Consider the following 24,694-nt stretch of genomic DNA (forward strand, 5'->3'; position numbering starts at 1 on the left):
TTAAATTATTTCCCGGAATTAATATATTCTATCGCTCTTTCAAGAACTTCATCTTTATTGTTTTTAATTCCTTCAATTGTTGGTTTACTTTCAATATCAGGAACAATACCTACTCTTTGAGTTTCTTTGCCATCAGGATAATAAACTCCAATTCCACTAATCATTGTGTTTAAACCTCCGGGGATATTTATTTGCGAAACATTACCATCAGCTCCTGCAGTTGTAGAACCAATTACTTTGACATCAGGCGACACCCTGTATGCCATTGCATGGTACTCTGCAGAACTTTGTGAAATCTCATTTACTAATACAACCACTTTACCTTTAAAGAAATTCTTATTTTTCTTTCCGGCATCTAAAGTTTTTGTAAAAGTAAAAAGTCCTGGTATTTCTATGCTTCCGTTTGTAAATTTAACAAATGGCACCCTTTTAGGCATTAAATAATTACTTAACTCGTAAATTGGAAAATCTGAAGGATAATTTCTGTCATCAATAATCAGCCCTTTTGCTTTTTCTATTTCTTTCCATATTGCGGGCAAATAATCTTGTTTAAGTGAACCGTTATTAATATAAGCAATATCCTTATTTATTAGCTTAAAACAAGTATCAGTGCTATTATATTTACTATAAATATTTACTTTGTTAGAAGAATATGTTTTAATAGTTTTCTTCTCCGGTTTTCCATTACGTAATATTTCAATATTTAATATTGTATCATTTGTTCGTAATAAATCTTCAGCAATATCTCTTAACTGCGTGGGATAATTTGATGCAGGGGTGTATTTTAATTTATCTTGTACAATTTTTTCAACAGGAACATTATTAATGCTTGTTATAATATCGCCCAATAACATTCCCGACTCTTTTCCTGTCTCTTCATCATAAAAACCTGCAACAACAGCTTTATTTTCTATAAATTTAATTTCCAAAGTAGAATAATAAATTCCACGGTAATTTTTAAGTGCCTCGTCTTCTCCCCATATGTTTGCATGCGTATCATGAACTCTTGCAATTATTTCCAATACTGCATATTTGTATTCAATTTCATTTGATGCATTAATATATTTTGGTATAAACTCTTTTAAAACATCAGTCCAATTTTCCTCTATTAAATTTTTGTAAGGGAAATAATATTGTATAATGTTCCAATAACGAAACAATGATAACAACCTGAATCCCGCATCGGGATATTTCATAGAATTATAAGCATTCTCATTTTTAAACTCAGGATTTCCAACTCCGGCAATAAGTCCGATATAGTAATTTTCATCTTTTCGTTTTGCATTTTTTACTTTTAAAAGTTGTGTTGTTAATTCTGTTGAAAGATTTGATTTTGTAATCCAATCCAAATCGGGCTTAATTTTAATATCTTTAATATTCTCTATTGAATTATTTGTTTCTTCGAAAGTACCAAGACTTTTTATCCATTCGTTTAAAATATTGTCCCTGTCAATTATATTTTTACAGTTAATTATTTTTGGTAATATTCTGAATAATTCATAATCCCAGTTATAATTTCCCTGTGCAACTGAAGGATGATAGTACTTTAAGAATCCCCATATTTTCCCTAATATATCAAGATCATTTAATTGTTCTTTTGTAAGATTTGTTAATTCTATTCCGGAGCCTTTATCAAATTCTTTATCCTTTTCAGCAGGAAATGTTTTTAACTCTATTTGTTTAGCATCTTTAATATTTTTTCCATCAATAAGAATTTCAAAATCATCTACCCAAAGCTGCCCACTGCCAGATAATATAGCACCAATATATATAGTTCTTGCGTTTTGTGGATAATCTAATTTCACAGAATACAATGTCCAATCAGATGTTCCATTAATATTTTTTTGTTGCATATTATCAAACTTCAATGTACCTGAAGATCCATCAATACGAAGCATTAAGCCAATTGAACCATCTTTAACCTCCTGAAGTTTCATATATGCTTTTAACTCGATTTTTTTACCTACATATACAGCCGGTATTTTATATGCAACACAACCAAAATCTTTTGAATTTGCTTTTTCAGATGGTTTTAAAAGCACAGAATTTTCACCACTATGCTTAGTTGCTTTATCAATACTTAACTGATAATTGTTTCCCCACTGAAACCAATTATCAGGAAGTGTTTTCTTAAATACAGTATTCTCAAAACCAAAATTAAATTCTATATTATTAGCATTACCCTGACCAAATACTATAGTAGTAATTACTACTAACAACATTGTAAAAATTGATTTTTTCATAATTTAATTTTTAAATAAATATTATCCTTTAAATATGATTTACATAAAATGGATTACAATTAACAATTTCAAATATAAAAATAACAATTTCAGATACAAAATAATAGAACAATTTTTAAAGTTTATTAAATAATTTTAATACTATACAGAATATTACATATTTAATAATTGTAATTTATAAAATAAAGACCCTTTTATCTATTAAACTCTGATATTCTTATTTGTTCTAACATTTTTCACATATCTTTTTTTATAATTATCAGAAAGCACACTAATTGTACCGTTTACTTCGAGGATTGCCAGATTAACTCATGTATTCCCTGTACACCATGTTCACGTATCACCTCCTTTAACTCGCTTGTAGTAATTCTTTCACTTCGCATATTTTTATAATTTACCTTTCCTTACGACACTAGAATAACATTCTGTACTACATTACTTATAAGCAAAACAAGAACTAAATCAATTACAGATAATTGAGAAAGTTCCTTTTTACTAAAAAATTCTAATTTGCAATTATTATAAAAAGATAGAGAGCTACAGAACTAAAACAACGTTCAAATAAGGATTATGAAACATATAATTTTTTAATAAAAAACTAAATTTACTAAAGCTATTTTAAATAAAATAGAATAAATTAAAACAAATTATAGAATAAAACCTGAAATTAAAAAACATCGGGCATTACATTGCACTTGAATTATGAAACTTCTCCATAAATATTTTCAATTCATCTTCAAATGACAAATCGGGAGCAGTTAGCAGCTTCATTAAACGATCATCACGTTTAACAAGAAGCTCGCGCATTTGTATATGCTGATTTATAAAAATCATTTCAAGTTTAGGATATAAATCTTTTATATTTCCTGCAATTTCTAAAATGGTCATTACTTTATCTACAAGATTATATGTCCCTGAGTCAATATTACCATCAACCATATTAGCAAGAATGCTTGCAGCTTTTTCAATATGTATAAATGAACGTCTCTGCAATCCGTTACCATGAATACTTATTCTGTTTGTAAAAGTAGCATCGAACATAAAATGGTTAATAACAGCATCAAATCTCATACTTATTCCATAGCCATAAACATTGCTGCTTCTAACAATATAAGTATCCATTTTAGGCATTAAACGTTCTACATGTTTTTCGCCACGATATTTAGAAATACCGTAAAAACTTTTAGGATCGGGAATTGTATTAATATCAATTTCGTCATTCTGTGCACCATAAATAGAAGCACTGCTTAAATAAATAAAGCGTTTTACATTACTATCTTCGGTTGCATAAACAAGTTCAGCAGTTCCCCAATGATTAACCTGTTCAAAAAGATGCGAGCTCTCATTTGATAATGGTGTAGAAACTCTTGCTGCAAGATGATAGATAACATCCACAGTTTGTACAATTTGTTTTAACATTCTGGAATCAAGCATCTCTCCTTTAATAAAGCGCACCTTACCCCTTTTAATTCCTGAATGAAGAAAAATGTTATAATTGTTTCTGCTTAAATTATCAAAAATAATTATTTCGCTTACAGCCGGATTCTGATCCAATAATCGGGTTAACTCAGTTCCTATATATCCTGCACCGCCTGTTATTAATACTCTCATTATTTTTTAGGTTTATTTTTTTACTACTAAGTCGGTATTTAAACCACACTCTGTTTTATTCATTCCAAACCAACGCCCCATTCGTTCATCATCTGTAATTACCATTTTTCTTGTACATGGTTCGCAGCCTATACTTACAAAACCTTGTTCATCCAATGGATGACGAGGTAAATTATGTTCTTTAATATAAGCATATATCATTTGCTTTGTCCAGTCTAACATAGGATGAAAACGTACTACATTATGTGGTGCAAAATCTTCAACAAACAGCTCTGAACGCACTTTAGACTGGTCGGCTCTTACACCGTTAATCCATACATCGTGTTCTGCTAAAATAGCGTCTAATGGCTGAACCTTATTTAAAAAGCAACAATAATCAGGATCACTGGTAAAAAGCAAATTACCTTGATTATCTTTTTGTAAAATTTTGGGTACAATTGGTTTTAAGTCAATTATATTTAGATCAAACTTATTTTGCAACAAATCTTTATACTGAGTAGTCTCGGGAAACAAGTAGCCCGTATTCATAAAATATACAGGAATCGACTTGTCTATCTGACTCATAATATGCAAAAGAACTACACTTTGAGTTTGAAATGAAGATGTTGCAAAAAGTCTTTTACCTTGATGCTTATATAGCTTTATCTGTCTTTCAATTTCTTCAAATATCATTTAATATCGGTTTTGAATTACAAAACTACTAAATTTTTAAATTAAGATGCTATATAACCAATTATGAGATTAGATTAGTTAATTTTATTTATTGCATTAAACTGTAAACCATTAATTTGATATAATTGTTAATTAATCATAACCTTAGCAATATTAATTTAATTAATTTCAAGCAAAATTTTTATTATACATTTTATAATTCTTATGCAATGAAATACAAATATTTAAACATCATATTTTTTGCTTTTATTTTTTTTGTTCCTTTAATTACATTTAGCCAAAAAGATATTTTCGAAAAATCAGTAAGATTAACACTTGCGGATCAGGAGAAAGCCTGGAATAATGGCGATTTAGTAAGTTATATGAATGGATACTGGAATAACGATTCTTTAAAATTTATAGGGAAAAGCGGCATACAATATGGTTGGCAAAAAACCTTAGACAATTACAAAAAATCTTATCCAGATAAATCGTCAATGGGTAATTTAAAATTTGAAATAGTGAAAATAGAGCTACTTTCTGACAATTCTGCTTTTGTTATTGGCAAATGGGCATTAACCCGCGAAAAAGGAGATATTAACGGATACTTTACATTACTTTTTAAAATAATAGACGGAAAAACTGTAATTGTTTGCGACCACAGCTCATAGCAAGCTATACGAATTCATAACAAATTACAATATTTATTTTTCTTTTACCAGAACAATATATACAGGAAAGTGATCGCTGTAGCCACCCTGCCATGTACCTGCAACAAAAGTTCTAAACGGATAACCAGCAAAAGCACCATCTTTTTGAACCATGTAGTTTTTCTTAAAAACTCTTGCTTTTAAAAATCTTAAAGAAGATTTATCTTCTAATAACAATGGCTGCGAAACAATCATCTGATCGAAAATATTCCAGTTATCTCTGTATGCAAGACTTCCAACTCCTTCTTTATGCATTTTATACATAGGATTATAAAGATCACCAGGTTGAGTTAATTTCTCATCACCTTTTACCTTTAAATGCTCGGTAAGACTTTTATTTGAAGGATCATCATTTAAGTCGCCCATAATTACAATCTTAGCATTGGCATCAGTCTTCATTATAGAATCTGTTATACTCTTACAAAGATCGGCAGCAGCATTTCTTAATGGTGCACTTTTCTTTTCACCACCACTTCTTGAAGGCCAGTGATTTACTATAAAATGCATTTGTTCTCCATCCAATAATCCTGAAACAACTAACTGGTCACGGGTTTTAAAATCAGGTTTACCTACTATGCTTAATGTTACAGAACGTGAAGAGGTAACAGTAAAATGTTGTTTCTGATAAAGCAAAGCAACGTCAACACCCCTTTTATCGGGACCTTCAATTTGAACTATACCATAATTCATAGGTGCAAGTAATGGCGAAGCAACCAAATCCTGAAGTACTTTAATATTTTCAATCTCACTTACTCCCAAAACAACCGGACCTTTAGCCTGAATTTCATCGCCAATCTGACTTATAACAGTTGACATGTTTGCAAGTTTTTTATTATATTTTTCTGTATTCCATTTATTACCTCCATCAGGAAGAAACTCCTCATCATTTTTATTGGGATCGTTTACGGTATCGTATAAATTCTCGAGATTATAAAAAGCTACACATAATGCTTTATATTTTTTTTCTTGTGAAAAACCATTTGCAGCAATAAAAAAAACTACAACAACTAATAAAAATATTTTATTCATAAAGTAAAAAATTAGATTCACAAAGGTACTTACTATTGTGGTATTTTGAATTTAAATGTTTGTGAAAAATAAAAAAAACTTCACAAAACTATTTCGCTGTTTTTAAAACTTTTACAAAAACACCAAGAGGCAGATTCTTTCCAAATTTATCTGGCAAAAAGATTTCTCCGGTTGAAATTAAATTATGATCTGCAAAAGTACACTTAGCAAGATTCTCAACAATTAGCGACGAAAATCCTAAAGAGTAAGTATTAAGAATCAAAAAATGCTCTACAGGATCGAGTAGCTGAGCTACTTCTTTTAATAATCCATTTATATCTCTTTCGAGTTTCCAGTTTTCACCTTCAGGTCCATGTCCGAATGCTGGAGGATCTAAAATAATACCGTGGTATTTACTACCTCTTCTAAGTTCACGTTTAACAAATTTTACTGCATCATCAACTATCAATCTGATATTTTCCAGTCCTGAAGCCGTTCCATTATCTCTAGCCCAATTTACAACCTGCTTTACACTATCAACATGTGTAGTTACAGCTCCGGCTGCACTTGCAGCAAGTGAAGAAGCCCCAGTGTATGCGAAAAGATTTAATACTTTAATTTCTTTTGAAGAAAATGCTTTAATACTTTCATAAATAAAATCCCAGTTAACAGCTTGTTCGGGAAATAAACCAACATGTTTAAATGACGTTAAACCTAATCTGAATGTTAAAGTTTTATCTCCAAGCTTATAATTAATATTCCATTGATCGGGCATTGATTTAAATTTCTTCCATACCCCGGAATTACTCGATTGAGGAATAAACTTTACATGTGCCCTGGATTCCCAATCCTGATTAGATAAATGCTTATCCCATACAGCCTGTGGTTCTGGTCGAATAAGAATATATTGTCCAAATCTTTCAAGTTTTTCAAAATATCCTGAGTCTATTAACTCATAATCTATCCAATTCTTTGGAAAAAGTAATTCCATATTAATTCATTTTATAAAAAAGCATAAAATTAGAATATTTACTGCTAGTAAAGTTGATTTACGAATACGATTTACTATTTTTGTTAATTAAATTTGAAAATAAATCCTGATTATGGCAAAAAATAATGAACCCGAAGTACAGGTAAACTCCATAAATATTATTGGTAACGGAACTACTATTGTCGGTGACATTCAAGGAGAAGGCGATATAAGAGTAGATGGAAATTTAAAAGGCACTCTTATCACTAAAGGAAGAGTTGTTATAGGATCAACCGGTGTATTCAGTGGCGAAATTACCTGTCGCAATGCAGATATTTCGGGCAAAGTTGACGGAAAGATTAAAGTTACTGAACTTTTAGCTTTAAAAGCATCTTCAAAATTTTCTGGCGATATAATAACAAATAAATTGGCTATTGAACCAAATGCTATATTTACAGGAACCTGTAATATGGCAGGAAACCATATTAATCATGGAATTGGAAGACCAGAAAATATCGCAGAAAAAGAAGCAATTAAATAGCTTCGGACGATATTCTTCTATGGCAATTCAAATGATGGTTATCATTGCCGGTGGAAGTTTAGGTGGACTTCAGCTTGATAAATGGACTGACACTAAATTTCCTTATTTCACCCTTTCTCTTTCAGTTATATCAGTTGCTTTGGCTGTTTATTTTGCAATAAAAGATGTAATAAAATTAAACAAATGAATATTCCAATAAAACCATTTTTAAACAGAATAATAATTGCTACATGGATATTGGAGTTAATCTCAGGTGGTCTTTATTTTAGCTTTAAAGAATATTTTAGTGTATACGTAATGTTAGTTCCAGTATATTTCTTTTTACTTGTAACGTACTTTCATATTTCACTAATAAAAGCAGTTGAAAAACGTGAATTGTCATTTGTTTCAAAATACATGATGTACACCGGATTAAAATTATTTATAAATCTTGGAGCTTTAGTTGGATTAGTATTTGCACAAACAGAATTTGCAATTGCAAGTGCATTAAGTTTTCTTTTCTGTTACTTTTTTTATACTATTTTTGAAGTAAGAGAGCTACTTACAACATTTAAGAAATAACAAAATATTTTTAACTTTAATAGATTACCTTAGATATTTTTAAGGTATTTTTGCCGAGTTCTACAATGTCAAAACATGACCAAAGCAAAAAAATATTTACTCCTTTTTAATGAAACTTTTGGCGATTTTAAGAAATTAATTTTAAAGCTTGCTGAAACCCTTTTATTATTATTTAGCTTGTTAGGGGTAATCTGCATGATTTACTATTTTGGTTTTGATATTCAGTATTATATAAAAAATAACCTTGAAACATTTTTTCAATTCCTGGCATCCACTTTTTTAGTTCTTCTGATTATTCAATTATTTTTTAAACGAAAAAGAAAAAAGCAAGCTATATTATTTGATTTTCTTCTGATAACTATGCTTGGATTAATGGTACTTGAGAGATTTACTTTTTCAGAATGGTTTAAAGAAAATCTGTCAATACTGTCATTTCTACAAAAAAACATTTTCATTTATCTAATAACAATAACAATATTTATTATTGAAATATCGAAACGAAGCTTATTTATATTTTTAAGTAAAATTAATCCTGCACTCTTATTTATTATAAGCTTTATTTTTATAATTATTATCGGAACAGGTCTATTGTTATTACCCAACTCCACTACAAACGGAATAAGCTTTATTGACTCGCTATTTACTTCAACAAGTGCAGTATGTGTTACCGGCTTAGCTTCTGTTGACACACAATATACATTTACTGCATTAGGAAAAGGGATTATCCTTATGCTTATTCAATTAGGAGGATTAGGTGTAATGACCTTCACCAGTTTCTTCGGACTATTTTTTTCGGGCAATGATTCATTCAGAAATAATATGTTTATTAAAGACATGATAAACAATGATACCCTGGCAGATATCTTTAAGAACTTGTTAAAAATATTAGTTTTCACTTTAGTTATTGAATTAATTGGTGCAATTATTATTTATTTTAATATAGACAGGACAGTATTTCCTGATGAGGCAGCAAATTTAAGATATTCAATTTTTCATAGTATTTCTGCATTTTGTAACGCCGGATTTTCAACACTTTCACAAGGACTTTACGACATAAGATTCCGTTTTAATTACCCAGTACATTTAACTATTGCATTTTTAATTATTCTTGGTGGTATAGGTTTCCCGATTTTATTAAACTATTACAAACTAGCTAAACATTATTCACATAATTTATTTAGAAAATTAAGAAGTAAATCATATTTACATAAACCAAATATTATTAATATTAATACAAGAATTGTAATATATACAACATTAATACTTTTGATTTTTGGAACAATTGCATTCTTTTTTACAGAATATAACAATACTCTGAAAGAACATAGTCTTGGCGGTAAAATTGTTGAAGCTTTTTTCCTTTCTGTAACACCTCGTACAGCAGGCTTCAACACGGTTGATTATGGTGCAATTTTACCATCAACCATTTTGCTAACAATATTCCTGATGTGGGTTGGAGCATCTCCCGGAAGTACAGGGGGTGGTATAAAAACAAGTTCGTTTGCAATTGCTTTATTAAACGTGTTCAGCATTGCCAAAGGCAAAGACAGAATTGAAGTAAGCCGTAGAGAAATTGCTGACGATTCTGTTCGTAGAGCATTTGCAACAATAGTCCTTTCTTTGCTTGCAATAGGTATTTCAATTTTACTTGTTTCGTCATTCGAAAAAGGTGAAAAAACTTTAGCAATTGCATTCGAATGTTTTTCTGCCTTTGGCACAGTTGGACTAAGTAATAACCTTACTCCAACATTAACTTCCGAAAGTAAATGGGTTTTAGTTTTCACAATGTTTTTAGGACGAGTAGGCACATTAACAATTTTCGTTGCATTTATCAGAAAAGTAAATTCTCTCAGATATAAGTATCCTGAAGAGAATATAATAATAAACTAATATGAAGATAATAATTATCGGTCTTGGAAATTTCGGTTCTGCAGTAGCAATAAAACTCGCTGCATTGGGCCATGAGGTTATTGGTGTTGACAGTCAGATGCAAAAAGTTGAAAATGTTAAAGATAAAATAACATATGCAGTAATGCTTGATTGCACAGATACACAGGCATTAAAAACTATCCCTGTTCAGGAATGTGATATTGTTATTGTTGCTATTGGTGAAGATTTCGGAGCATCAATATTAACAACAGCAATCTTAAAAAAGATGAATGTTAAAAGACTTATCAGCAGAACAATTTCACCTATTCACAGAACTATACTCGAAGCTATTGGCGTAATGGAAATATTAAGTCCCGAAGATGATTCTGCTGAACGCTTTGTTAAAAAAATCGACATGTCAAATGTTCTTGATTATTTGGATTTATCTGACGATTTTGCAATTGTTGAAGCTGTTATTCCTCAAAAATATATCGGATTATCAATAAGAGAATGCGATGTAAGACATAAATACAATATCAATATTTTAACAATAAAACATGATATTGAAGTTAAAAATATAGTTGGGCAAAATGTTATTAGACCTGAAATTATAGGTGTTGTTTCACCCGATTACATTTTTGAAGCAAATGATATTCTTGTTGCATTTGGACATACTAATGATTTAAAAAAATGGTTACATTAAAATGAAAAATATTTCGATTATTGTTGCAATAGCATCAAATTATGCTATTGGAAAAAACAACCAGTTACTATGGCATATTTCAGATGACTTAAAACATTTTAAAAAGATAACTTCAGGACACCCTGTTATTATGGGAAAAAAAACTTATGAGTCTCTCCCATTTAAGCCACTACCAAACAGAGAAAACATTATTTTGACTGATGTTGCTGGTGAAATAATTAATGGTTGCACAATGGTATATTCTATACCGGAAATTCTTGAAATATGTAAAAATAAAGAAGAATGCTTTATTATTGGAGGTGGTTCGGTATATAAACAATTTATGCCACATGCAGAAACTCTTTACATAACCTGGGTTGATAAAGACTTTGATGCAGATGTTTTCTTTCCTGAGATTTCTGAAAAGGAATGGGAATTAACTGAAGATGAAAAACATTTTAGCGAAGAAAATAAATTCTCTTATTATTTTCGAATTTATAAAAGAAGAAGTTCCATTCAATGATTTTTAATCAGAAGGAATTTTCAATTATTATTAAAAAGAAAACGACCAAAAGATATACCTGAACAGATATATTAGCAAATTTAAACTGCTGTTGTTCTTTCTGAAAAAAAAGCATTTTAATAAAACTCATTATCACAAAAACATTTATCAAAACCAGCAATAGTATTCCAAATATTCCTGAAACTATTTCGAAATAAGGAAACATAAATGTAAGAAGAGAGGTTGACAATATCCAAATAAACAATAAAAGCTTAAAATTATTTGGTTCAACTGATTCTAATATACTTTTAATATTTGCATTAACATAATCCTGTTTATATTTTGCAAGCAATATCCAGAAATGTGGTATTTGCCATAAAAACATAAAAACAGAGAAAAAAACAATTGATGGAAGTAGCACTAAACCCGAAGCAGACCAGCCAATAACAGGTGGTATTGCACCAACCAGACCACCGGCTATTAAACCAAACTGACTTTTATATTTTAACGGAGTATAGATTAAGTTATAAATAACAACGTTTAATAATCCCAATAATGCACAGTATATATTTAGATTTAACAATAATCCAAAACCTATTGTTATTAAAATAACACTGAACACAATTGCAGAATTAACTGAAATCTTTTTTGACGGGATGGGTCTGTTCTCAGTTCTTCTCATCAATAAATCAGTTTTTCTTTCCTGAATCTGATTAATAGCAGAAGCTGCAGACGACATAAGAAAAACACCGAGAATGAGAATTACTGAAGAACTAAAATCAATATTTTGGGAAAGCGAATAACCAACAAATGCAGAAAAAGCAACAGCTAACGATAGAAATATCTTAGATAATTTTAAGTATTCTATTATTAAATTACTTTTCATCAGGTGTTTTAAAATACTCTATTATCTGTTGAATTTCTTCTTCTTTCAAAATGGACTGATATGATTTCATCAATCCTTTATTATATCCTTTTACAACATCATTATCAGGATTTAAAATAGAGTTTTTAATATATTCATCGTCAGATTTTACATTTCTTTCAACATCATTTGTAACAACAGTTACATCTCTTCCATACAATCCCTTAAAAGAAGGACCTACAAGTTTAGTTCCATCTAATGAATGGCAACCTGTGCAGGCATTATTTTTAATAACAAGAAATCCCGGCAACTCTTCCTTTTTTGATTTCTTTTCTATTATGGATAACCACAAATTAAATTTATCTTCATCAATAACATTTACCTCTGATGACATATAAGAATGGCGAACACCACAGTACTCAGCACAAAAGATATCAAACCTGCCCTTCTGAGTTGGAATAAACCACATGAAATTTGGTTCACCTTTTACCATATCTTCCTTAATTCTGTATGCTGGAATATATATACTATGAACAACATCTACAGAAACTAATTTTAAATTTACTGCTTTATTAAATGGAACAACAAGCTTTTTTGATTCCTTACCATTTTCATATATAAAATTCCATTCCCACATTTTTCCAACAGCTGTAATCTGCAGTGCGTCTTTTGGCGCTTCACGCATAGGAATAAAAGCTATATAACCATAATAAAACATAAAACCAACAATTATTAGCGGTATGACAGTCCACACCACTTCAAGCATAGTCCTTTCTTTTACCTGAACTGCCTGTGGATGTTTTTTCTTATTATATTTAAATACAAAAATCAACATCAGAGATGTTAAACCAACAATAAAAAACACTCCTATTCCCATAATAATAAAGAACGCTTTATCAACGCCCTCTACAAAATTTGATGCCACCTGTAATAACATATTATATGGTTTTATCTAAATAAATAATCAGAAAACAAAATTAAAAAGATAACAAGTATCAGTAGAAATACAACTCCTACCATTAGCTTAAATACTAGTTTATCATGCTTAATATGCATAAAATAGCTTATAACTATTGTAACCTTAACAGAAGCAATTGCCATAGCTACAACAATTGTAAGAGCCTCGAAATCGAACCAGGTTACATATACTGTTAACGCAGTAAGAAAAAGCAATACCGTTAATACTATCGCATATGTTCTGTAAGATGTTATATGTTGATGTTCTTGTTCCATATTAAATAAATTATGAAATTAAATATAACAACGGAAATAGGAATATCCATATTAAGTCAACAAGGTGCCAATAAAGTCCTCCATTTTCCAACAATGCATTATCGTCCTTTGTTAATCTGCCATTTTGAACTTTTCTGTATATTACAATTAAAAGTATCATACCTACAATAATATGTAAAGCATGCAAACCTGTCATAAAATAATATAAACCAAAAAACAAAAGCTCACCCCTTTTTAAAGTTAGCATTAATTCTGAGCCAGGATATAAATGGTGATCAATTTTTAAACCCCACTCAAAATATTTGTTGACAAGGAATAGAAAAGCAAAGAAAATTGTTGTAGCCAACAGCTTTAATGTAAGACTTTTATTTCCTGTTCTTAATGCAGTTACCGACATTGCAACAGTCATACTACTAACTAAAAGAATTATCGTATTTATTGTTCCAACAAAAGTGTTTAACTGATTAGCTGCAACATGAAAATCTTCGGAATATTTAGATCGATATACTGCATAAACAATAAACAAACCACCAAACAGTAATAGTTCTGTAAAAATAAATAACCACATTCCCATTTTTGATGCAGTATCATCCCGGTGCTCTGTATGTGAAATTTTATTCTCCATTATAAATTATTACATTTTATTTATATTCGTAAGGACCTTGAGTAATAACAGGAATTTCTTCAAAATTCTCAACTGTTGGAGGTGATGCAATTGTCCACTCAAGAGTTTTACCTCCCCAAGGATTTGGACCGGCAATTTCTCCTTTTCTAGCAGATTTAAAAAGATTAAATAGCATTATAATAACACCGATTGCTAAAACTATTGCACCAAAGAAAGAAAACACCTGCCCCCATTCATATTGTGGCAAATAATCGAAATATCTTCTTGGCATTCCCTGCATTCCAATAATAAATTGTGGAAAATAGAGTAAAGTAAATCCACCAAATATAAATGCACAAGAAGTATTTGCCAGTTTATTATTATACATTCTTCCATATATTTTAGGAAACCAATAATGAATAGCAGCAAGAAATGCAAAGCCCATTCCTCCAAAAATTATATAATGAAAATGAGCTACAACAAAAGCAGTATCGTGAACATGAATATCTGTTGCTAAAGAACCCAATACAAGACCAGTTAAACCACCAATCATAAAATTAAAAACAAAAGCCATTGTAAAATAAAACGGTGGCTTTAAGTTAATAGAGCCTTTATACATTGTAGAAATCCAGTTAAACACTTTAATTGCACTGGGAACAGCAACAATAAAAGTTAACAAGCTAAAAAACCATCTGGCAGTTGTACTCATTCCGGCAGTGTACATATGGTGCCCCCATACTAAATAGCCAACTGCTGCAATTGCAACAGAAGAAAAAACAATTGCTTTATATCCGAATACTTTTTTCTGACTAAAAGTTGGAATAATTTCAGTAATAACACCCATTGCAGGTAAAATCATAATATAAACTGCAGGATGAGAATAAATCCAGAACAAATGCTGAAATAAAATTGGATCACCACCAAGATTAGGATCAAAAAAACCAATTTTAAACCATCTTTCAGCAATAATCATTAATAATGTTATACCTACAATTGGTGTTGCTAAAAGCTGTATCCATGCTGTTGCATATAACGACCAAGGGAATAATGGCATTTTAAACCATGTCATTCCTGGTGCTCGTAATCTGTGAATTGTTACAATAAAATTCAGTCCTGTTAAAATTGATGAAAATCCTAGTACAAATGCTGCTAAAACCGCAGCAACTACATTAGTATTTGTATCTGTACTATATGGCGCATAAAAGGTCCATCCTGTATCAGGTGCGCCTTTTCCAAGAAATTGAGAAAGTATTGCCAAAATAGCTCCGATAACATAAATATAAAATGAAAATAAATTAAGCTTAGGAAAAGAAACATCCCGTGCACCTATCATTATAGGCATTAAAATATTTCCAAAGACTGCAGCCAGACCAGGAATAACTACAAGAAAAATCATAATAACACCATGAACAGTAAATACTGCATTATATGTTTGTGCAGTCATAATATCCTGTCCGGGTCTGAATAATTCTAACCTCATTAAACCACCCAGTAATCCTCCTACAACAAAAAATATCATTATTGCATACATATACATCAAACCAATTCTTTTGTGATCGGTAGATGTTAGCCAACCAAGTATTCCTTTATACTTGGTTCCATGTTTTAAGAAACTATTGTCAATTGCGGAAACTTCCATATTATATTACTTATTTTTTACGTCTTTTTGATTTTATTATTAAAAAAATAAAAAGTATAACTGCAAAAAATATAATTATAGTTGCAGAAACTTTAGTTACCTGTAATGAATATTTTTTACCCTCCTGATCGTATGCAAAACAAAAATCGAGTATTTTGTTAATAGTAGGTCTGGAAAGCCCTTGTTGAGCCTCAATTACTGCTAATTTAAAGTCAAAAGGCAAATATGTCAAGCCATAAAAATAACGTGTTATTTTTCCTTTTGGACTAAGAATTATAATTCCTGAAGGATGAGAAAAATCCAATCCTGCAATTTTTATTTTATACCCTGCACTAGTTAAAATACTATTAATAGAGGCACTATCTCCAGTTAAATATGTCCATGAGTTTCTTTTATCAACAGGTATTTTAGTTGTAAAGTTAGCCTTCTTCATTATTGCAGCAGATGGCTTATCTCTGTAATTAAAGCTAATTGTTATCACATCGTAATCTTTACCGAGAACAAGATCAGAATTTGCTATTAAATCTGATACACCTTCTTGTAAATAAGTACAAATACCAGGGCAATCATAGTAAACAAATGACAAAACAGTTGGCTTATTTATTAACTGACCAAGTGACACTGAGACGCTATCCTCATTAAAGAATTTTAAATCTAATGGAACAGTTTGGTCTAAATGTTCAGAAATACCTATTGTATCGTTTCCTGGTCCAAGTAATTGTGCTTTCACGCCACTAAAGGCAAACAAAATTGAAATCAGAAAAATAATTTTTTTCATTTTATTCATATTAATCTAAAGCATTAGCTCCACTTTTTCTAATTTTTAACAAAAGCCATAATATATAAAAAATAACTCCCCATGCAGCAAACACAGCACCACTATATGCTAACACAAGCCACACAGGAGCCATTGAACGAATATTCCACATTGCACGCTCATCAAGTATATTATATTGTTTACACTTTACATTTGTTTTAATAATTGTATCAATAACTGTTTGTTCTGTTCCATCAGTATTTGCCATATTAACTTTAACAGTTACATTTCCTTCTTTATCGCCCGGCAAATCATTAGGGTATTTAAAAGTCAATTGTCCCGAAACATTCGAGGATCTTACTTCATCTAGTGGTAACCAGCCAAAATTTCTTTTTGCATAAAGTGATAATTTAGCACCAGAAACAGGCTTTTTATTTAGTTCCTGTATTAAATTAACATTTATCTTATTATCTTTAATTACATACTCGAGTTTTGCAGAAATTTTACCATTTATTGCAGAAGCTGAATCCTGACTTCCAACTTTCTGAACATATTCTTTGTTAAATGTTCTAACATAACTAATAATATTCCAAATTTCTTCTGATTTAAGCATCTTTTTAAAAGAAGGCATTAATCCACGACCTTCAGTTATCTTATAAAAAAGCTCACCATCTAAATTTACCTGATATTCTTTTGAAGCAGGATCTTTTGGTAGAGGTACAAGTTTTGCCTGATCAGGTTGTCCAGGATGTCCATGACATGAGACACAGGTTTTATTATAAACCTCCAGACCTAACTTTTTTGTTTCATCACTAAATTTAACAGGAGCCAATAATCCTTTTTTATCGTCAGGAACAACCCATGGTGTTTGAGCTTTAACATATGTTCCTAACAAACTTATAATAGCAATTATTATAAAACTATTCTTCATGCGATTCAGTTTTATTATTTTGTTCATCAATAGTTTCTTGAATTGGAATTAATGGAAATACTTTTGCTAACACAGATACAATAATTAACACTAGTATAAATGAAGCAAGTGTTATACAAATTTCAGTAAAAGTAGGTTTATAGAAAGTATAACTATCAGGCACATTCTGAACCGGCAGAAATGGATGTTCCTGAGTAGGAATTACAATTAAATACCTTTTTAGCCATGCACCTACAAAAACAAATAATCCAATAATTAATAATGGTGTAGGTTTTCTAAATCTTTTTAACAAAAGTAAAAATATTGGAATAACTAATCCTGCCAATTGAACAAACCAAAACATTATTGCATGTCCTCCATTAAATAACGAGTGCAATGTTATTGCTTCGTGCTTTGGCATTTTATAACCAGGGACTAAAAATTCATTTATATTAAAATAAAGATAAACCAATGAAACCAGAACTAAAAGTTTTCCAATTTTATCGAAGTGAATATCTTTAATATAATCTTTTAAATTATAGATTTTTCTGAATACATACATTGCAATAATAACAGATGCAACACCTGTAACAAATGCTCCGGTTACGAAGTAAGGACCAAAAATAGTTGAGTTCCATCCTGCTCTTGGGGTTACAGCAAATAACCATGAAGTAACTGTATGTATAGCTAAAGCAACAGGAATAACCAAAATTAAAAGGATTCTGACCGCTTTATGTAATAATTCTTTTTGCTCTTTTGAACCTACCCAATTTAATGACAATAATTTATATAGCAATCTCTGCCATTTTGGAAGATCAGTTCTGGTTTTGTATGCAATTGCTAAATCAGGAACCATTGGAACAATAAATAAAAGTAAACTTATCATTACATATGTTGTAACAACAGTTACATCCCATAATATTGGGGATTGAAAACGACCATAAATAAATACATTCAACAATCTTTCGGGGCGCCCCATATCAGAAACTATAACTAAACCTGCAACAGCAGCAAATGCAAATGCAATTATTTCTGCCATTCTTGTTATAGGGGTAACCCATTTCTGTCCTGTTAAACCTAATACAGAACTTATTAACATTCCTATTAAACTTGATGCAACAAAGAACACAAAGTTTGCAATATACATTCCCCAGGAAACATAGTCCCTAAGCCCTGTAACACCTAATCCTGTTGTTAACTGTTGATAATACGCTGTTAAGCAAAAAACTAAGCTACATGTAAGAAATGCCATCCATAAATAAAACCCATTATTTAACTTTACAGATTTCAGTAAATCATGTATTATTCCGGATTTTGTTTTTTCGTCCATTCTTAATTAATTAAATAAATTACACATGATTATTTTTATTTTCCTCTTCAGGAAATGGGAAAAGACGGTCTTTAGGTGGAAGATAATATACTCTTGGCTCCTGACCTAACTCTTCCATTAACCGATACGCTGCATTGTCTTTAAGTAAGGTACTTAATCTAACAGTTTCTTTTGTTGTACCATTTGTTACAGCATCTTCATTTTTATCTCCAAAATAATAAACACCATTAGGACAATTTGAAACACAATATGGTAATTCATTTATCCTTAATCTATCTGCACTAAATAAGCATTTTGAAACAGTGCCTCTTTTTTGTGGAACATTTAATTCTATATCGTAAGGATCATTCGCAAATTTTTCTGCATCTTTAGGATCAAACCAATTAAATATTCTGGCAGAATATGGACAAGCAGCAATACAAAAACGACAACCAATACAACGCTCATTATCTATTAATACCGGGCCATCAGTTCTTTTAAATGTTGCATCAACGGGACAAACTGAAACACATGGCGGATTATCACAATGTTGACATGGCTTAGGCATAAAATAAGGAGATGCCATTTCTGAATCCTGCATCTGCAGTGTGTTAATATGATACTGTTCAGGTTTTAAATGATGAGCATTCTGACAGGCAGAAATACATTTTCTAGCATTTCTACATTTTGCAAGATCAATAACCATTACCCAGCTTTTACCAGGCAGTCCTTCTCTGCCTCTGGCAATAAAATCTTCAGTTGTGCCCTTAAATTCCTTTAGTTCACCGTTTTCAAATTCCACAACTTTATTATCAACTGTTAAAAGTCTGACTTTTTTACCGGATTTTATTTTTTCGTATTGCTGTCCAAAATATAGTGCCATTGCTCCACTTGCACCAGCTGCACCAATAATACCCAGGGTTTTAAGAAACTCCCTTCTTTTATTTTCTTTTGGTTCTTTTTTCTCTTCCATTTTTAAAAATTGATTTGTAAAAATAAGAAAAAAATAAATTAATTAGCATTATAGTACCTGATTAAATATTAATTATCATAATAACTAATAAAAAAACAATTAACAATGTACATATTTTAAAACAGATAACAAAAAAACTAAGTATCATCTCTATTAAATATGTTTTACAACAACTATTTTTTCTTACAATCGTAATAATACATAATATATTTATAAAAGTAAAAGGCTAAACAATATAACTTTCAGACCTTTTTTTTCTATTTCTCAATACATTATATTAATAACTTTATAAAAGAAATGATCAAAAAAAATAATAAAATAAGCTTATTACTTTTTGGTAATCAAGATGAGTTAATTCTTGAAAATAAATTATCAAACATTTTAATGTTTATTGGAGCATTAATTTGTTTTTTTGGCTTTACTATTAATATTTTTAATAATATTCCATTTTTTCTTAATTGTTTAATTGGCATATGTGGAATTGCCTATTCTGTACTATTTTATTTATCGTCAGTAAAAAAAATTACAAAACCTATAGAAATCCCATTTCAAATTGTCACAGCTTTTGTTTTATTATATAATTGGTTTACACTTCAAGGAATAGAAGGCTCAACATCAAACTTTTTTTATATAGGCATTTTTGCATTAATTTATTGCAGCTCTAAAAAAAATTACTGGACAACATTTATTTTCATTCTTTTAATTTCTGCTTTATTGATATTATTTCAAATTTTCTTTCCTTCTTTAATAATTCCATACCCAGATAAGAAAACTCAATTTGTTGATCAATGGACGGGACTATTTCTTGCAATAATATCATTTGGAGTACTCACCATTTTAGTTAAAAAGAGTTTTGATAAAGAAAGAACAAAAAATGAAGAAAAAACAAAGGAACTTAAAGAAAGCGAAGCCAAATATCAGTTTATTGTTGAAAATACTGATGACATTTTATGGATAATGAATGAAGATCTTAAACTTATTTATGAAACTGCTTCAGTTTTTAAATATCTGGGATATACAGCAGAAGAACATATGAAAATGTCTCTTGATGATTATATGACTACAGAATCGGCAAAATTAATTAAAGACGAATTTCAAGAAGGACAAATAAACCTAATGAAAAAACAATATGATAAACTAAGAAATAAAGCCGAACTTGAAGTAGATTTAATCAGGAAAGATAAAACTATTGTTCATTCCAGAATATCTATGATTTTTATTCGCGATGAACAATATAGAATAATAAAAATAAGAGGAATTACTTCAGATATAACTAAGCGAAAAATAGCTGAAAAGGCATTAGAACAAGCATCTGAAAACTGGAAAGCAACTTTTGATGCAATTAACGACGTAGTAATGTTGCTTACAGCTGACCATAACATACTAGAAATCAACAAGGCAGGTATTAACATGTTAGGATTAAAAAGAGATGATATTATAGGAAATAAATGCTGCTTATTGGTTCATAATAACAATTCACCTATAAAAGAATGTCCATGTTCAAATTCATTTAAAAGCAAACAAACCGAAGTTTCAGAATACACAAAAAACGGAAGAACATTTGAGCTTACAGCATTTCCAATATTAGATATAAATAATAATGTATATGCCTTTACTCATATTGTAAAAGATATTACTGAGCGTAAATTATCAGAAGAAGCTATCTACAGGTCAAAGAAAGACTGGGAAGACACTTTTGAATCTATAACAGACATGATAACTATTCATGATAATGATTATAACATAATACATGTAAATAAAGCAGGGAAAGAATTGTTAAACATTCCGGAATTTGAAAAACAACTAAAATTAAAATGTTACTCTTTATACCACGGAACATATAACCCACCTAAAGGTTGTCCGAGTTGCGACTGCATGAAAAATGGGACACCAGGTATTTTCGAATTATATGAACCACATCTCGATCGTTTTCTTGAAATAAGGGCAATACCAAGGTTAGACATTAATTCTCAGGCTATAGGGATGATTCATGTGGTAAGAGATATAACAAAGCGTAAGCAAGAAGAATCTGATTTAATTAGAGCCAAAGAAAAAGCTGAAGAAAGCGATCGTTTAAAATCTGCTTTTCTGGCTAATATGAGTCACGAAATTCGTACTCCAATGAATGGAATTTTAGGTTTTGCCGGTTTACTTAAAGAAAATAATTTATCCGTTGAAAAACAGAAATCATTTATTGAAATCATTGAACAAAGTGGTCAAAGAATGCTTAACACTATAAATGACATAATAGATATCTCTAAAATAGAATCCGGGCAAATATCTTTATATTTTCATGAAATAAATATTAATAAAGCACTTGAGGAATTATATAATTTTTTTAATAATCATGCAAGCGAGAATGGACTAACATTAAAAATTGAAAGTGAACTACAGGATTCTGATTGTATTTTTGAAACAGATCTAACAAAGTTCAATCAAATATTTACAAACCTGATAAATAATGCAATAAAATTCACAAAATCAGGCTCAATAGTAATTGGTTGCCAATTAAATAACAATAAAATTGAATTTTATGTAAAAGATACAGGAATGGGAATTCCTATTGAAAACCAAAAATTAATATTCGAAAGATTCAGACAAGGTAGTGAATCATACACCAGAGGATATGAAGGTTCTGGTTTAGGTCTTTCTATTTCAAAGGCTTTTGTGGAACTGCTTGGTGGAAAAATGTGGGTTAAGTCAGAGGTAAATTCTGGTTCAACTTTTTATTTCTCTCTTCCAAACAACATAAAAAAAGAAATAATAATTAATAATGAATCTACTGTAATAAAATTACTCGACCTTGAAAATAAAAACATTCTGATTGTTGAAGATGATAAAACAAGTTCATTGTTTATTCAAAGTATTTTACTTTCAACAAAAGCTAATATTATTGCTGCCGAAAACGGAAAAATTGCATTGGAAATTCTAAAAAACAATTCAAACATTGATCTTATATTAATGGACATGAAGATGCCTGTTTTAGATGGCTATAAAACAACTATTGAAATAAGAAAAACAAATAAAACAATTCCAATTATTGCTCAAACAGCTTTTGCCTTCTCAGAAGATGAAAAGAAGATTTTAGAATGTGGTTGCAATGCTTATATATCTAAACCGATAATAAAAGATAAGCTTTTATTAAAGATACATCAACATATTAACAAATAACAGAAATAAACATTAATCAAAATAGTTTCTAAATCTATCAAAAAAAGATTTATCCTTTTTTGCAACTTCAGGATTAAAATTATCTGATTCGTTTAATTTTTCAAGAATTTTTCTTTCATCTTTTGAAACTGACGAAGGAATATAAATAAGGATTCTTACTATTAAATCACCACGCCTGTAACCATTAACATCAGGCAAACCTTTACCACGCAATTTTAACAACTTGCCTGAAGGTGTTCCCGGTTCAACTTTTACTTTAACTCTTCCATCAAGAGTAGGAATCTCAACAGGAGCACCGGTTATTGCATCGGGAATAGAAATTAACAAATCGTAAATAAGGTTATTTTCATCTCTGATAAAATCTGGATGTTTTTCTTCTTCAACAAGTACAATTAAATCACCATTAACTCCACCTCTTCTTGCTGCGTTCCCTCTGCCACTAACAGAAAGCTGCATACCATCTGCAACACCTGCCGGAATATTTAATGTAATTATTTCTTCTTCGTTTGCAACACCTTCACCTGAACATTTAGGACATTTGTTAACAATAATTTTTCCTTCACCAGAGCAAGCAGAACAAGGTGCAGAAGACTGCATATTGCCTAAAATTGTACGCTGTACTCTAGTTACATATCCACTTCCCTTACAAGATGAACATGTATGAAATGAGGAATTATCTTTTGCCCCTGAGCCACTACAGGTTTTGCATGCAACTAATTTTCTTACTTTTATTTTTTTCTCTACACCATCAGAAATTTCATTTAAACTAAGTTTTACTTTTACCCTAAGATTTGTGCCTTTACGAACATTTCTGCCTCCACCACGTGACCCAAATCCACCGCCAAAGCCACCAAAACCAAAATCTGAGAAAATATCACCAAAACGGCTGAAGATGTCTTCCATATCAAAACCACCACCATATCCACCGCCACCACCTTGTGGTCCGCTTACACCTGCATGTCCGAACTGATCGTAACGACTCCGTTTATTATCATCACCTAAAACATCATACGCTTCAGCTGCTTCTTTAAATTTATCTTCTGCAGATTTGTCACCCGGATTTCTATCAGGATGAAATTGCAATGCTTTTTTTCTATATGCTTTTTTTAATTCTTCCTTTGAAGCATTTTTTGACACTTCAAGAATTTCATAGTAGTCTCTTTTCGCCATTGATATTTTTTTTATTCGCCTACAACAACTTTTGCAAAGCGTATCACTTTATCATTTAGAGTATATCCTTTTTGAATTACATCAATTACTTTACCTTTCATTTCTTCAGATGGTGCTGGAAAACGTGTAACAGCCTCATGCAAATCAGTATTGAATTCTACATTATTTGCAATAATTTCTTTTACACCTTGCTGCATTACAAATTCATTAAACTTAGAATAAATAAGATTTATCCCAGTCTTTACTGCCTCAATATCATTTGATTCACTAATTGATTTATGAGCACGATCAAAATCATCAATTACAGATAAAACACCTGACAAAACCACTTCACTTCCATATTTAAGCAAATCAGATTTCTCTTTTAAAGTGCGTTTTTTATAATTGTCGAATTCAGCTGCATTACGTAAAAGCTTATCATTTAACTCAGCAATAGTCATTTTAAGCTTTACAATCTCCTCGTTATTATCAGGTTTGTCTTTTCTGAAAATATTCTTCTTTTTAGATTTTTTATTTTCTTCAACAACCGGAATTGATTCGGTTTCAAAAGTAGTAGCTTTATCTTCAGCAGTTACCTCTGGGTTAATCTCCTGATTAGCTTCCTGCTGAACATCTTCCTGCACTTTGTCTTCGTTTAAATCTCCCATTTTTGCAATTTTTTATTTGGGATGCAATTTTACAAAATTTCTGCCATATATATTAGTACGACAATTTG

Annotated in this window: 24 protein-coding genes and 1 pseudogene; 8 read left to right on the forward strand and 17 right to left on the reverse strand. The window is 30.3% G+C overall.

Annotated features, from left to right (window positions below; translation table 11 throughout):
* Positions 1 to 5 precede the first annotated feature (5 nt).
* The 4 genes and pseudogenes from HY951_18290 to HY951_18305 all read right to left on the reverse strand — a co-directional run bounded on the left by HY951_18290 (position 6) and on the right by HY951_18305 (position 4,526).
* Positions 6 to 2,243: a peptidase S41 gene (locus HY951_18290; protein MBI5542012.1), complete on the reverse strand. Its 2,238-nt coding sequence runs from the start codon at positions 2,241 to 2,243 to the stop codon at positions 6 to 8.
* A 201-nt stretch (positions 2,244 to 2,444) separates the two neighbouring features.
* Positions 2,445 to 2,766, reverse strand: a pseudogene (locus tag HY951_18295) (DUF421 domain-containing protein).
* A gap of 161 nt (positions 2,767 to 2,927) precedes the next feature.
* Entirely contained in the window at positions 2,928 to 3,854 is a 927-nt protein-coding gene (locus HY951_18300) for an SDR family oxidoreductase (GenBank protein MBI5542013.1), read from the reverse strand.
* Positions 3,855 to 3,866: 12 nt separating this feature from the next.
* A complete protein-coding gene (locus tag HY951_18305; protein MBI5542014.1) occupies positions 3,867 to 4,526 on the reverse strand; it encodes a phosphoadenylyl-sulfate reductase in 660 nt (219 codons plus the stop codon).
* Between the two features lie 233 nt (positions 4,527 to 4,759).
* Here HY951_18305 and HY951_18310 point away from each other — a divergent pair, with 233 nt between their 5' ends.
* Positions 4,760 to 5,176: a DUF4440 domain-containing protein gene (locus tag HY951_18310; protein ID MBI5542015.1), complete on the forward strand. Its 417-nt coding sequence runs from the start codon at positions 4,760 to 4,762 to the stop codon at positions 5,174 to 5,176.
* Between the two features lie 33 nt (positions 5,177 to 5,209).
* On the opposite strand, the gene HY951_18315 is transcribed toward HY951_18310, so the two are convergent.
* Positions 5,210 to 6,244, reverse strand: a complete 1,035-nt coding sequence (locus HY951_18315; GenBank protein ID MBI5542016.1) for an endonuclease/exonuclease/phosphatase family protein — start codon at positions 6,242 to 6,244, stop codon at positions 5,210 to 5,212.
* A gap of 88 nt (positions 6,245 to 6,332) precedes the next feature.
* The gene (locus HY951_18320) at positions 6,333 to 7,214 is read right to left on the reverse strand and encodes a class I SAM-dependent methyltransferase (GenBank protein ID MBI5542017.1); all 882 of its coding nucleotides are present in this window, start codon (positions 7,212 to 7,214) and stop codon (positions 6,333 to 6,335) included.
* A 106-nt stretch (positions 7,215 to 7,320) separates the two neighbouring features.
* Here HY951_18320 and HY951_18325 point away from each other — a divergent pair, with 106 nt between their 5' ends.
* The 6 genes from HY951_18325 to HY951_18350 all read left to right on the forward strand — a co-directional run bounded on the left by HY951_18325 (position 7,321) and on the right by HY951_18350 (position 11,369).
* Positions 7,321 to 7,734 (forward strand): polymer-forming cytoskeletal protein, encoded by a 414-nt coding sequence (locus HY951_18325; GenBank protein ID MBI5542018.1) that lies wholly within the window; start codon positions 7,321 to 7,323, stop codon positions 7,732 to 7,734.
* Positions 7,685 to 7,921 carry an AtpZ/AtpI family protein gene (locus HY951_18330; protein ID MBI5542019.1) on the forward strand — a complete coding sequence of 79 codons (237 nt, stop codon included), beginning with the start codon at positions 7,685 to 7,687 and terminating at the stop codon, positions 7,919 to 7,921. Before HY951_18325 ends, HY951_18330 begins: the two co-directional genes overlap by 50 nt.
* On the forward strand, positions 7,918 to 8,295 hold the full coding sequence (locus HY951_18335; GenBank protein ID MBI5542020.1) for a hypothetical protein: 378 nt from the start codon (positions 7,918 to 7,920) through the stop codon (positions 8,293 to 8,295). Before HY951_18330 ends, HY951_18335 begins: the two co-directional genes overlap by 4 nt.
* Positions 8,296 to 8,370: 75 nt before the next feature.
* A complete protein-coding gene (locus HY951_18340) occupies positions 8,371 to 10,185 on the forward strand; it encodes an ATPase (protein MBI5542021.1) in 1,815 nt (604 codons plus the stop codon).
* A gap of 1 nt (position 10,186) precedes the next feature.
* On the forward strand, positions 10,187 to 10,867 hold the full coding sequence (locus HY951_18345; protein ID MBI5542022.1) for a TrkA family potassium uptake protein: 681 nt from the start codon (positions 10,187 to 10,189) through the stop codon (positions 10,865 to 10,867).
* Position 10,868: 1 nt separating this feature from the next.
* On the forward strand, positions 10,869 to 11,369 hold the full coding sequence (locus HY951_18350) for a dihydrofolate reductase (GenBank protein ID MBI5542023.1): 501 nt from the start codon (positions 10,869 to 10,871) through the stop codon (positions 11,367 to 11,369).
* A gap of 7 nt (positions 11,370 to 11,376) precedes the next feature.
* On the opposite strand, the gene HY951_18355 is transcribed toward HY951_18350, so the two are convergent.
* From HY951_18355 to HY951_18395, 9 genes are read right to left on the reverse strand one after another with little or no spacing between them, the layout of a single operon-like run.
* On the reverse strand, positions 11,377 to 12,234 hold the full coding sequence (locus HY951_18355; protein ID MBI5542024.1) for a protoheme IX farnesyltransferase: 858 nt from the start codon (positions 12,232 to 12,234) through the stop codon (positions 11,377 to 11,379).
* A complete protein-coding gene (coxB, locus tag HY951_18360) occupies positions 12,224 to 13,150 on the reverse strand; it encodes a cytochrome c oxidase subunit II (GenBank protein ID MBI5542025.1) in 927 nt (308 codons plus the stop codon). The genes HY951_18355 and coxB overlap by 11 nt, the downstream gene beginning before the upstream one ends.
* Before the next feature lie 11 nt (positions 13,151 to 13,161).
* On the reverse strand, positions 13,162 to 13,446 hold the full coding sequence (locus tag HY951_18365; protein MBI5542026.1) for a cytochrome C oxidase subunit IV family protein: 285 nt from the start codon (positions 13,444 to 13,446) through the stop codon (positions 13,162 to 13,164).
* Between the two features lie 10 nt (positions 13,447 to 13,456).
* Entirely contained in the window at positions 13,457 to 14,071 is a 615-nt protein-coding gene (locus tag HY951_18370) for a cytochrome c oxidase subunit 3 family protein (GenBank protein MBI5542027.1), read from the reverse strand.
* Between the two features lie 16 nt (positions 14,072 to 14,087).
* Entirely contained in the window at positions 14,088 to 15,689 is a 1,602-nt protein-coding gene (gene ctaD / locus HY951_18375; protein ID MBI5542028.1) for a cytochrome c oxidase subunit I, read from the reverse strand.
* Between the two features lie 10 nt (positions 15,690 to 15,699).
* A complete protein-coding gene (locus HY951_18380; GenBank protein MBI5542029.1) occupies positions 15,700 to 16,467 on the reverse strand; it encodes an SCO family protein in 768 nt (255 codons plus the stop codon).
* A gap of 10 nt (positions 16,468 to 16,477) precedes the next feature.
* The gene (locus tag HY951_18385) at positions 16,478 to 17,377 is read right to left on the reverse strand and encodes a cytochrome c (GenBank protein MBI5542030.1); all 900 of its coding nucleotides are present in this window, start codon (positions 17,375 to 17,377) and stop codon (positions 16,478 to 16,480) included.
* Positions 17,367 to 18,686: a polysulfide reductase NrfD gene (gene nrfD, locus HY951_18390; GenBank protein ID MBI5542031.1), complete on the reverse strand. Its 1,320-nt coding sequence runs from the start codon at positions 18,684 to 18,686 to the stop codon at positions 17,367 to 17,369. The genes HY951_18385 and nrfD overlap by 11 nt, the downstream gene beginning before the upstream one ends.
* A gap of 19 nt (positions 18,687 to 18,705) precedes the next feature.
* The gene (locus HY951_18395; protein MBI5542032.1) at positions 18,706 to 19,638 is read right to left on the reverse strand and encodes a 4Fe-4S dicluster domain-containing protein; all 933 of its coding nucleotides are present in this window, start codon (positions 19,636 to 19,638) and stop codon (positions 18,706 to 18,708) included.
* A 297-nt stretch (positions 19,639 to 19,935) separates the two neighbouring features.
* Here HY951_18395 and HY951_18400 point away from each other — a divergent pair, with 297 nt between their 5' ends.
* Positions 19,936 to 22,809, forward strand: coding sequence for a PAS domain S-box protein (locus tag HY951_18400; GenBank protein ID MBI5542033.1), 2,874 nt, complete (start codon positions 19,936 to 19,938; stop codon positions 22,807 to 22,809).
* Positions 22,810 to 22,821: 12 nt separating this feature from the next.
* Here the strand turns inward: HY951_18400 and dnaJ are convergent, their stop codons facing one another.
* Both dnaJ and HY951_18410 read right to left on the reverse strand, forming a co-directional pair.
* Positions 22,822 to 23,979 (reverse strand): molecular chaperone DnaJ, encoded by a 1,158-nt coding sequence (gene dnaJ, locus HY951_18405; GenBank protein MBI5542034.1) that lies wholly within the window; start codon positions 23,977 to 23,979, stop codon positions 22,822 to 22,824.
* A gap of 11 nt (positions 23,980 to 23,990) precedes the next feature.
* A complete protein-coding gene (locus HY951_18410; GenBank protein ID MBI5542035.1) occupies positions 23,991 to 24,626 on the reverse strand; it encodes a nucleotide exchange factor GrpE in 636 nt (211 codons plus the stop codon).
* Between the last annotated feature and the right edge of the window lie 68 nt (positions 24,627 to 24,694).

This window comes from Bacteroidia bacterium (genome assembly GCA_016218155.1).
Taxonomy (GTDB): domain Bacteria; phylum Bacteroidota; class Bacteroidia; order Bacteroidales; family GWA2-32-17; genus GWA2-32-17.

Bases quoted from the DNA above. Each gene is read 5' to 3' on its own strand.
- HY951_18350 (MBI5542023.1), top strand. From the start codon at position 10,869: ATGAAAAATATTTCGATTATTGTTGCAATAGCATCAAATTATGCTATT.
- HY951_18355 (MBI5542024.1), bottom strand. From the start codon at position 12,234: ATGAAAAGTAATTTAATAATAGAATACTTAAAATTATCTAAGATATTT.
- HY951_18300 (MBI5542013.1), bottom strand. From the start codon at position 3,854: ATGAGAGTATTAATAACAGGCGGTGCAGGATATATAGGAACTGAGTTA.
- HY951_18385 (MBI5542030.1), bottom strand. From the start codon at position 17,377: ATGAAGAATAGTTTTATAATAATTGCTATTATAAGTTTGTTAGGAACA.
- nrfD (MBI5542031.1), bottom strand. From the start codon at position 18,686: ATGGACGAAAAAACAAAATCCGGAATAATACATGATTTACTGAAATCT.
- HY951_18335 (MBI5542020.1), top strand. From the start codon at position 7,918: ATGAATATTCCAATAAAACCATTTTTAAACAGAATAATAATTGCTACA.
- ctaD (MBI5542028.1), bottom strand. From the start codon at position 15,689: ATGGAAGTTTCCGCAATTGACAATAGTTTCTTAAAACATGGAACCAAG.
- HY951_18290 (MBI5542012.1), bottom strand. From the start codon at position 2,243: ATGAAAAAATCAATTTTTACAATGTTGTTAGTAGTAATTACTACTATA.
- HY951_18330 (MBI5542019.1), top strand. From the start codon at position 7,685: ATGGAATTGGAAGACCAGAAAATATCGCAGAAAAAGAAGCAATTAAAT.
- coxB (MBI5542025.1), bottom strand. From the start codon at position 13,150: ATGTTATTACAGGTGGCATCAAATTTTGTAGAGGGCGTTGATAAAGCG.
- HY951_18340 (MBI5542021.1), top strand. From the start codon at position 8,371: ATGACCAAAGCAAAAAAATATTTACTCCTTTTTAATGAAACTTTTGGC.
- HY951_18305 (MBI5542014.1), bottom strand. From the start codon at position 4,526: ATGATATTTGAAGAAATTGAAAGACAGATAAAGCTATATAAGCATCAA.
- HY951_18410 (MBI5542035.1), bottom strand. From the start codon at position 24,626: ATGGGAGATTTAAACGAAGACAAAGTGCAGGAAGATGTTCAGCAGGAA.
- HY951_18320 (MBI5542017.1), bottom strand. From the start codon at position 7,214: ATGGAATTACTTTTTCCAAAGAATTGGATAGATTATGAGTTAATAGAC.
- HY951_18365 (MBI5542026.1), bottom strand. From the start codon at position 13,446: ATGGAACAAGAACATCAACATATAACATCTTACAGAACATATGCGATA.
- HY951_18400 (MBI5542033.1), top strand. From the start codon at position 19,936: ATGATCAAAAAAAATAATAAAATAAGCTTATTACTTTTTGGTAATCAA.
- HY951_18345 (MBI5542022.1), top strand. From the start codon at position 10,187: ATGAAGATAATAATTATCGGTCTTGGAAATTTCGGTTCTGCAGTAGCA.
- HY951_18370 (MBI5542027.1), bottom strand. From the start codon at position 14,071: ATGGAGAATAAAATTTCACATACAGAGCACCGGGATGATACTGCATCA.
- HY951_18315 (MBI5542016.1), bottom strand. From the start codon at position 6,244: ATGAATAAAATATTTTTATTAGTTGTTGTAGTTTTTTTTATTGCTGCA.
- dnaJ (MBI5542034.1), bottom strand. From the start codon at position 23,979: ATGGCGAAAAGAGACTACTATGAAATTCTTGAAGTGTCAAAAAATGCT.
- HY951_18395 (MBI5542032.1), bottom strand. From the start codon at position 19,638: ATGGAAGAGAAAAAAGAACCAAAAGAAAATAAAAGAAGGGAGTTTCTT.
- HY951_18380 (MBI5542029.1), bottom strand. From the start codon at position 16,467: ATGAAAAAAATTATTTTTCTGATTTCAATTTTGTTTGCCTTTAGTGGC.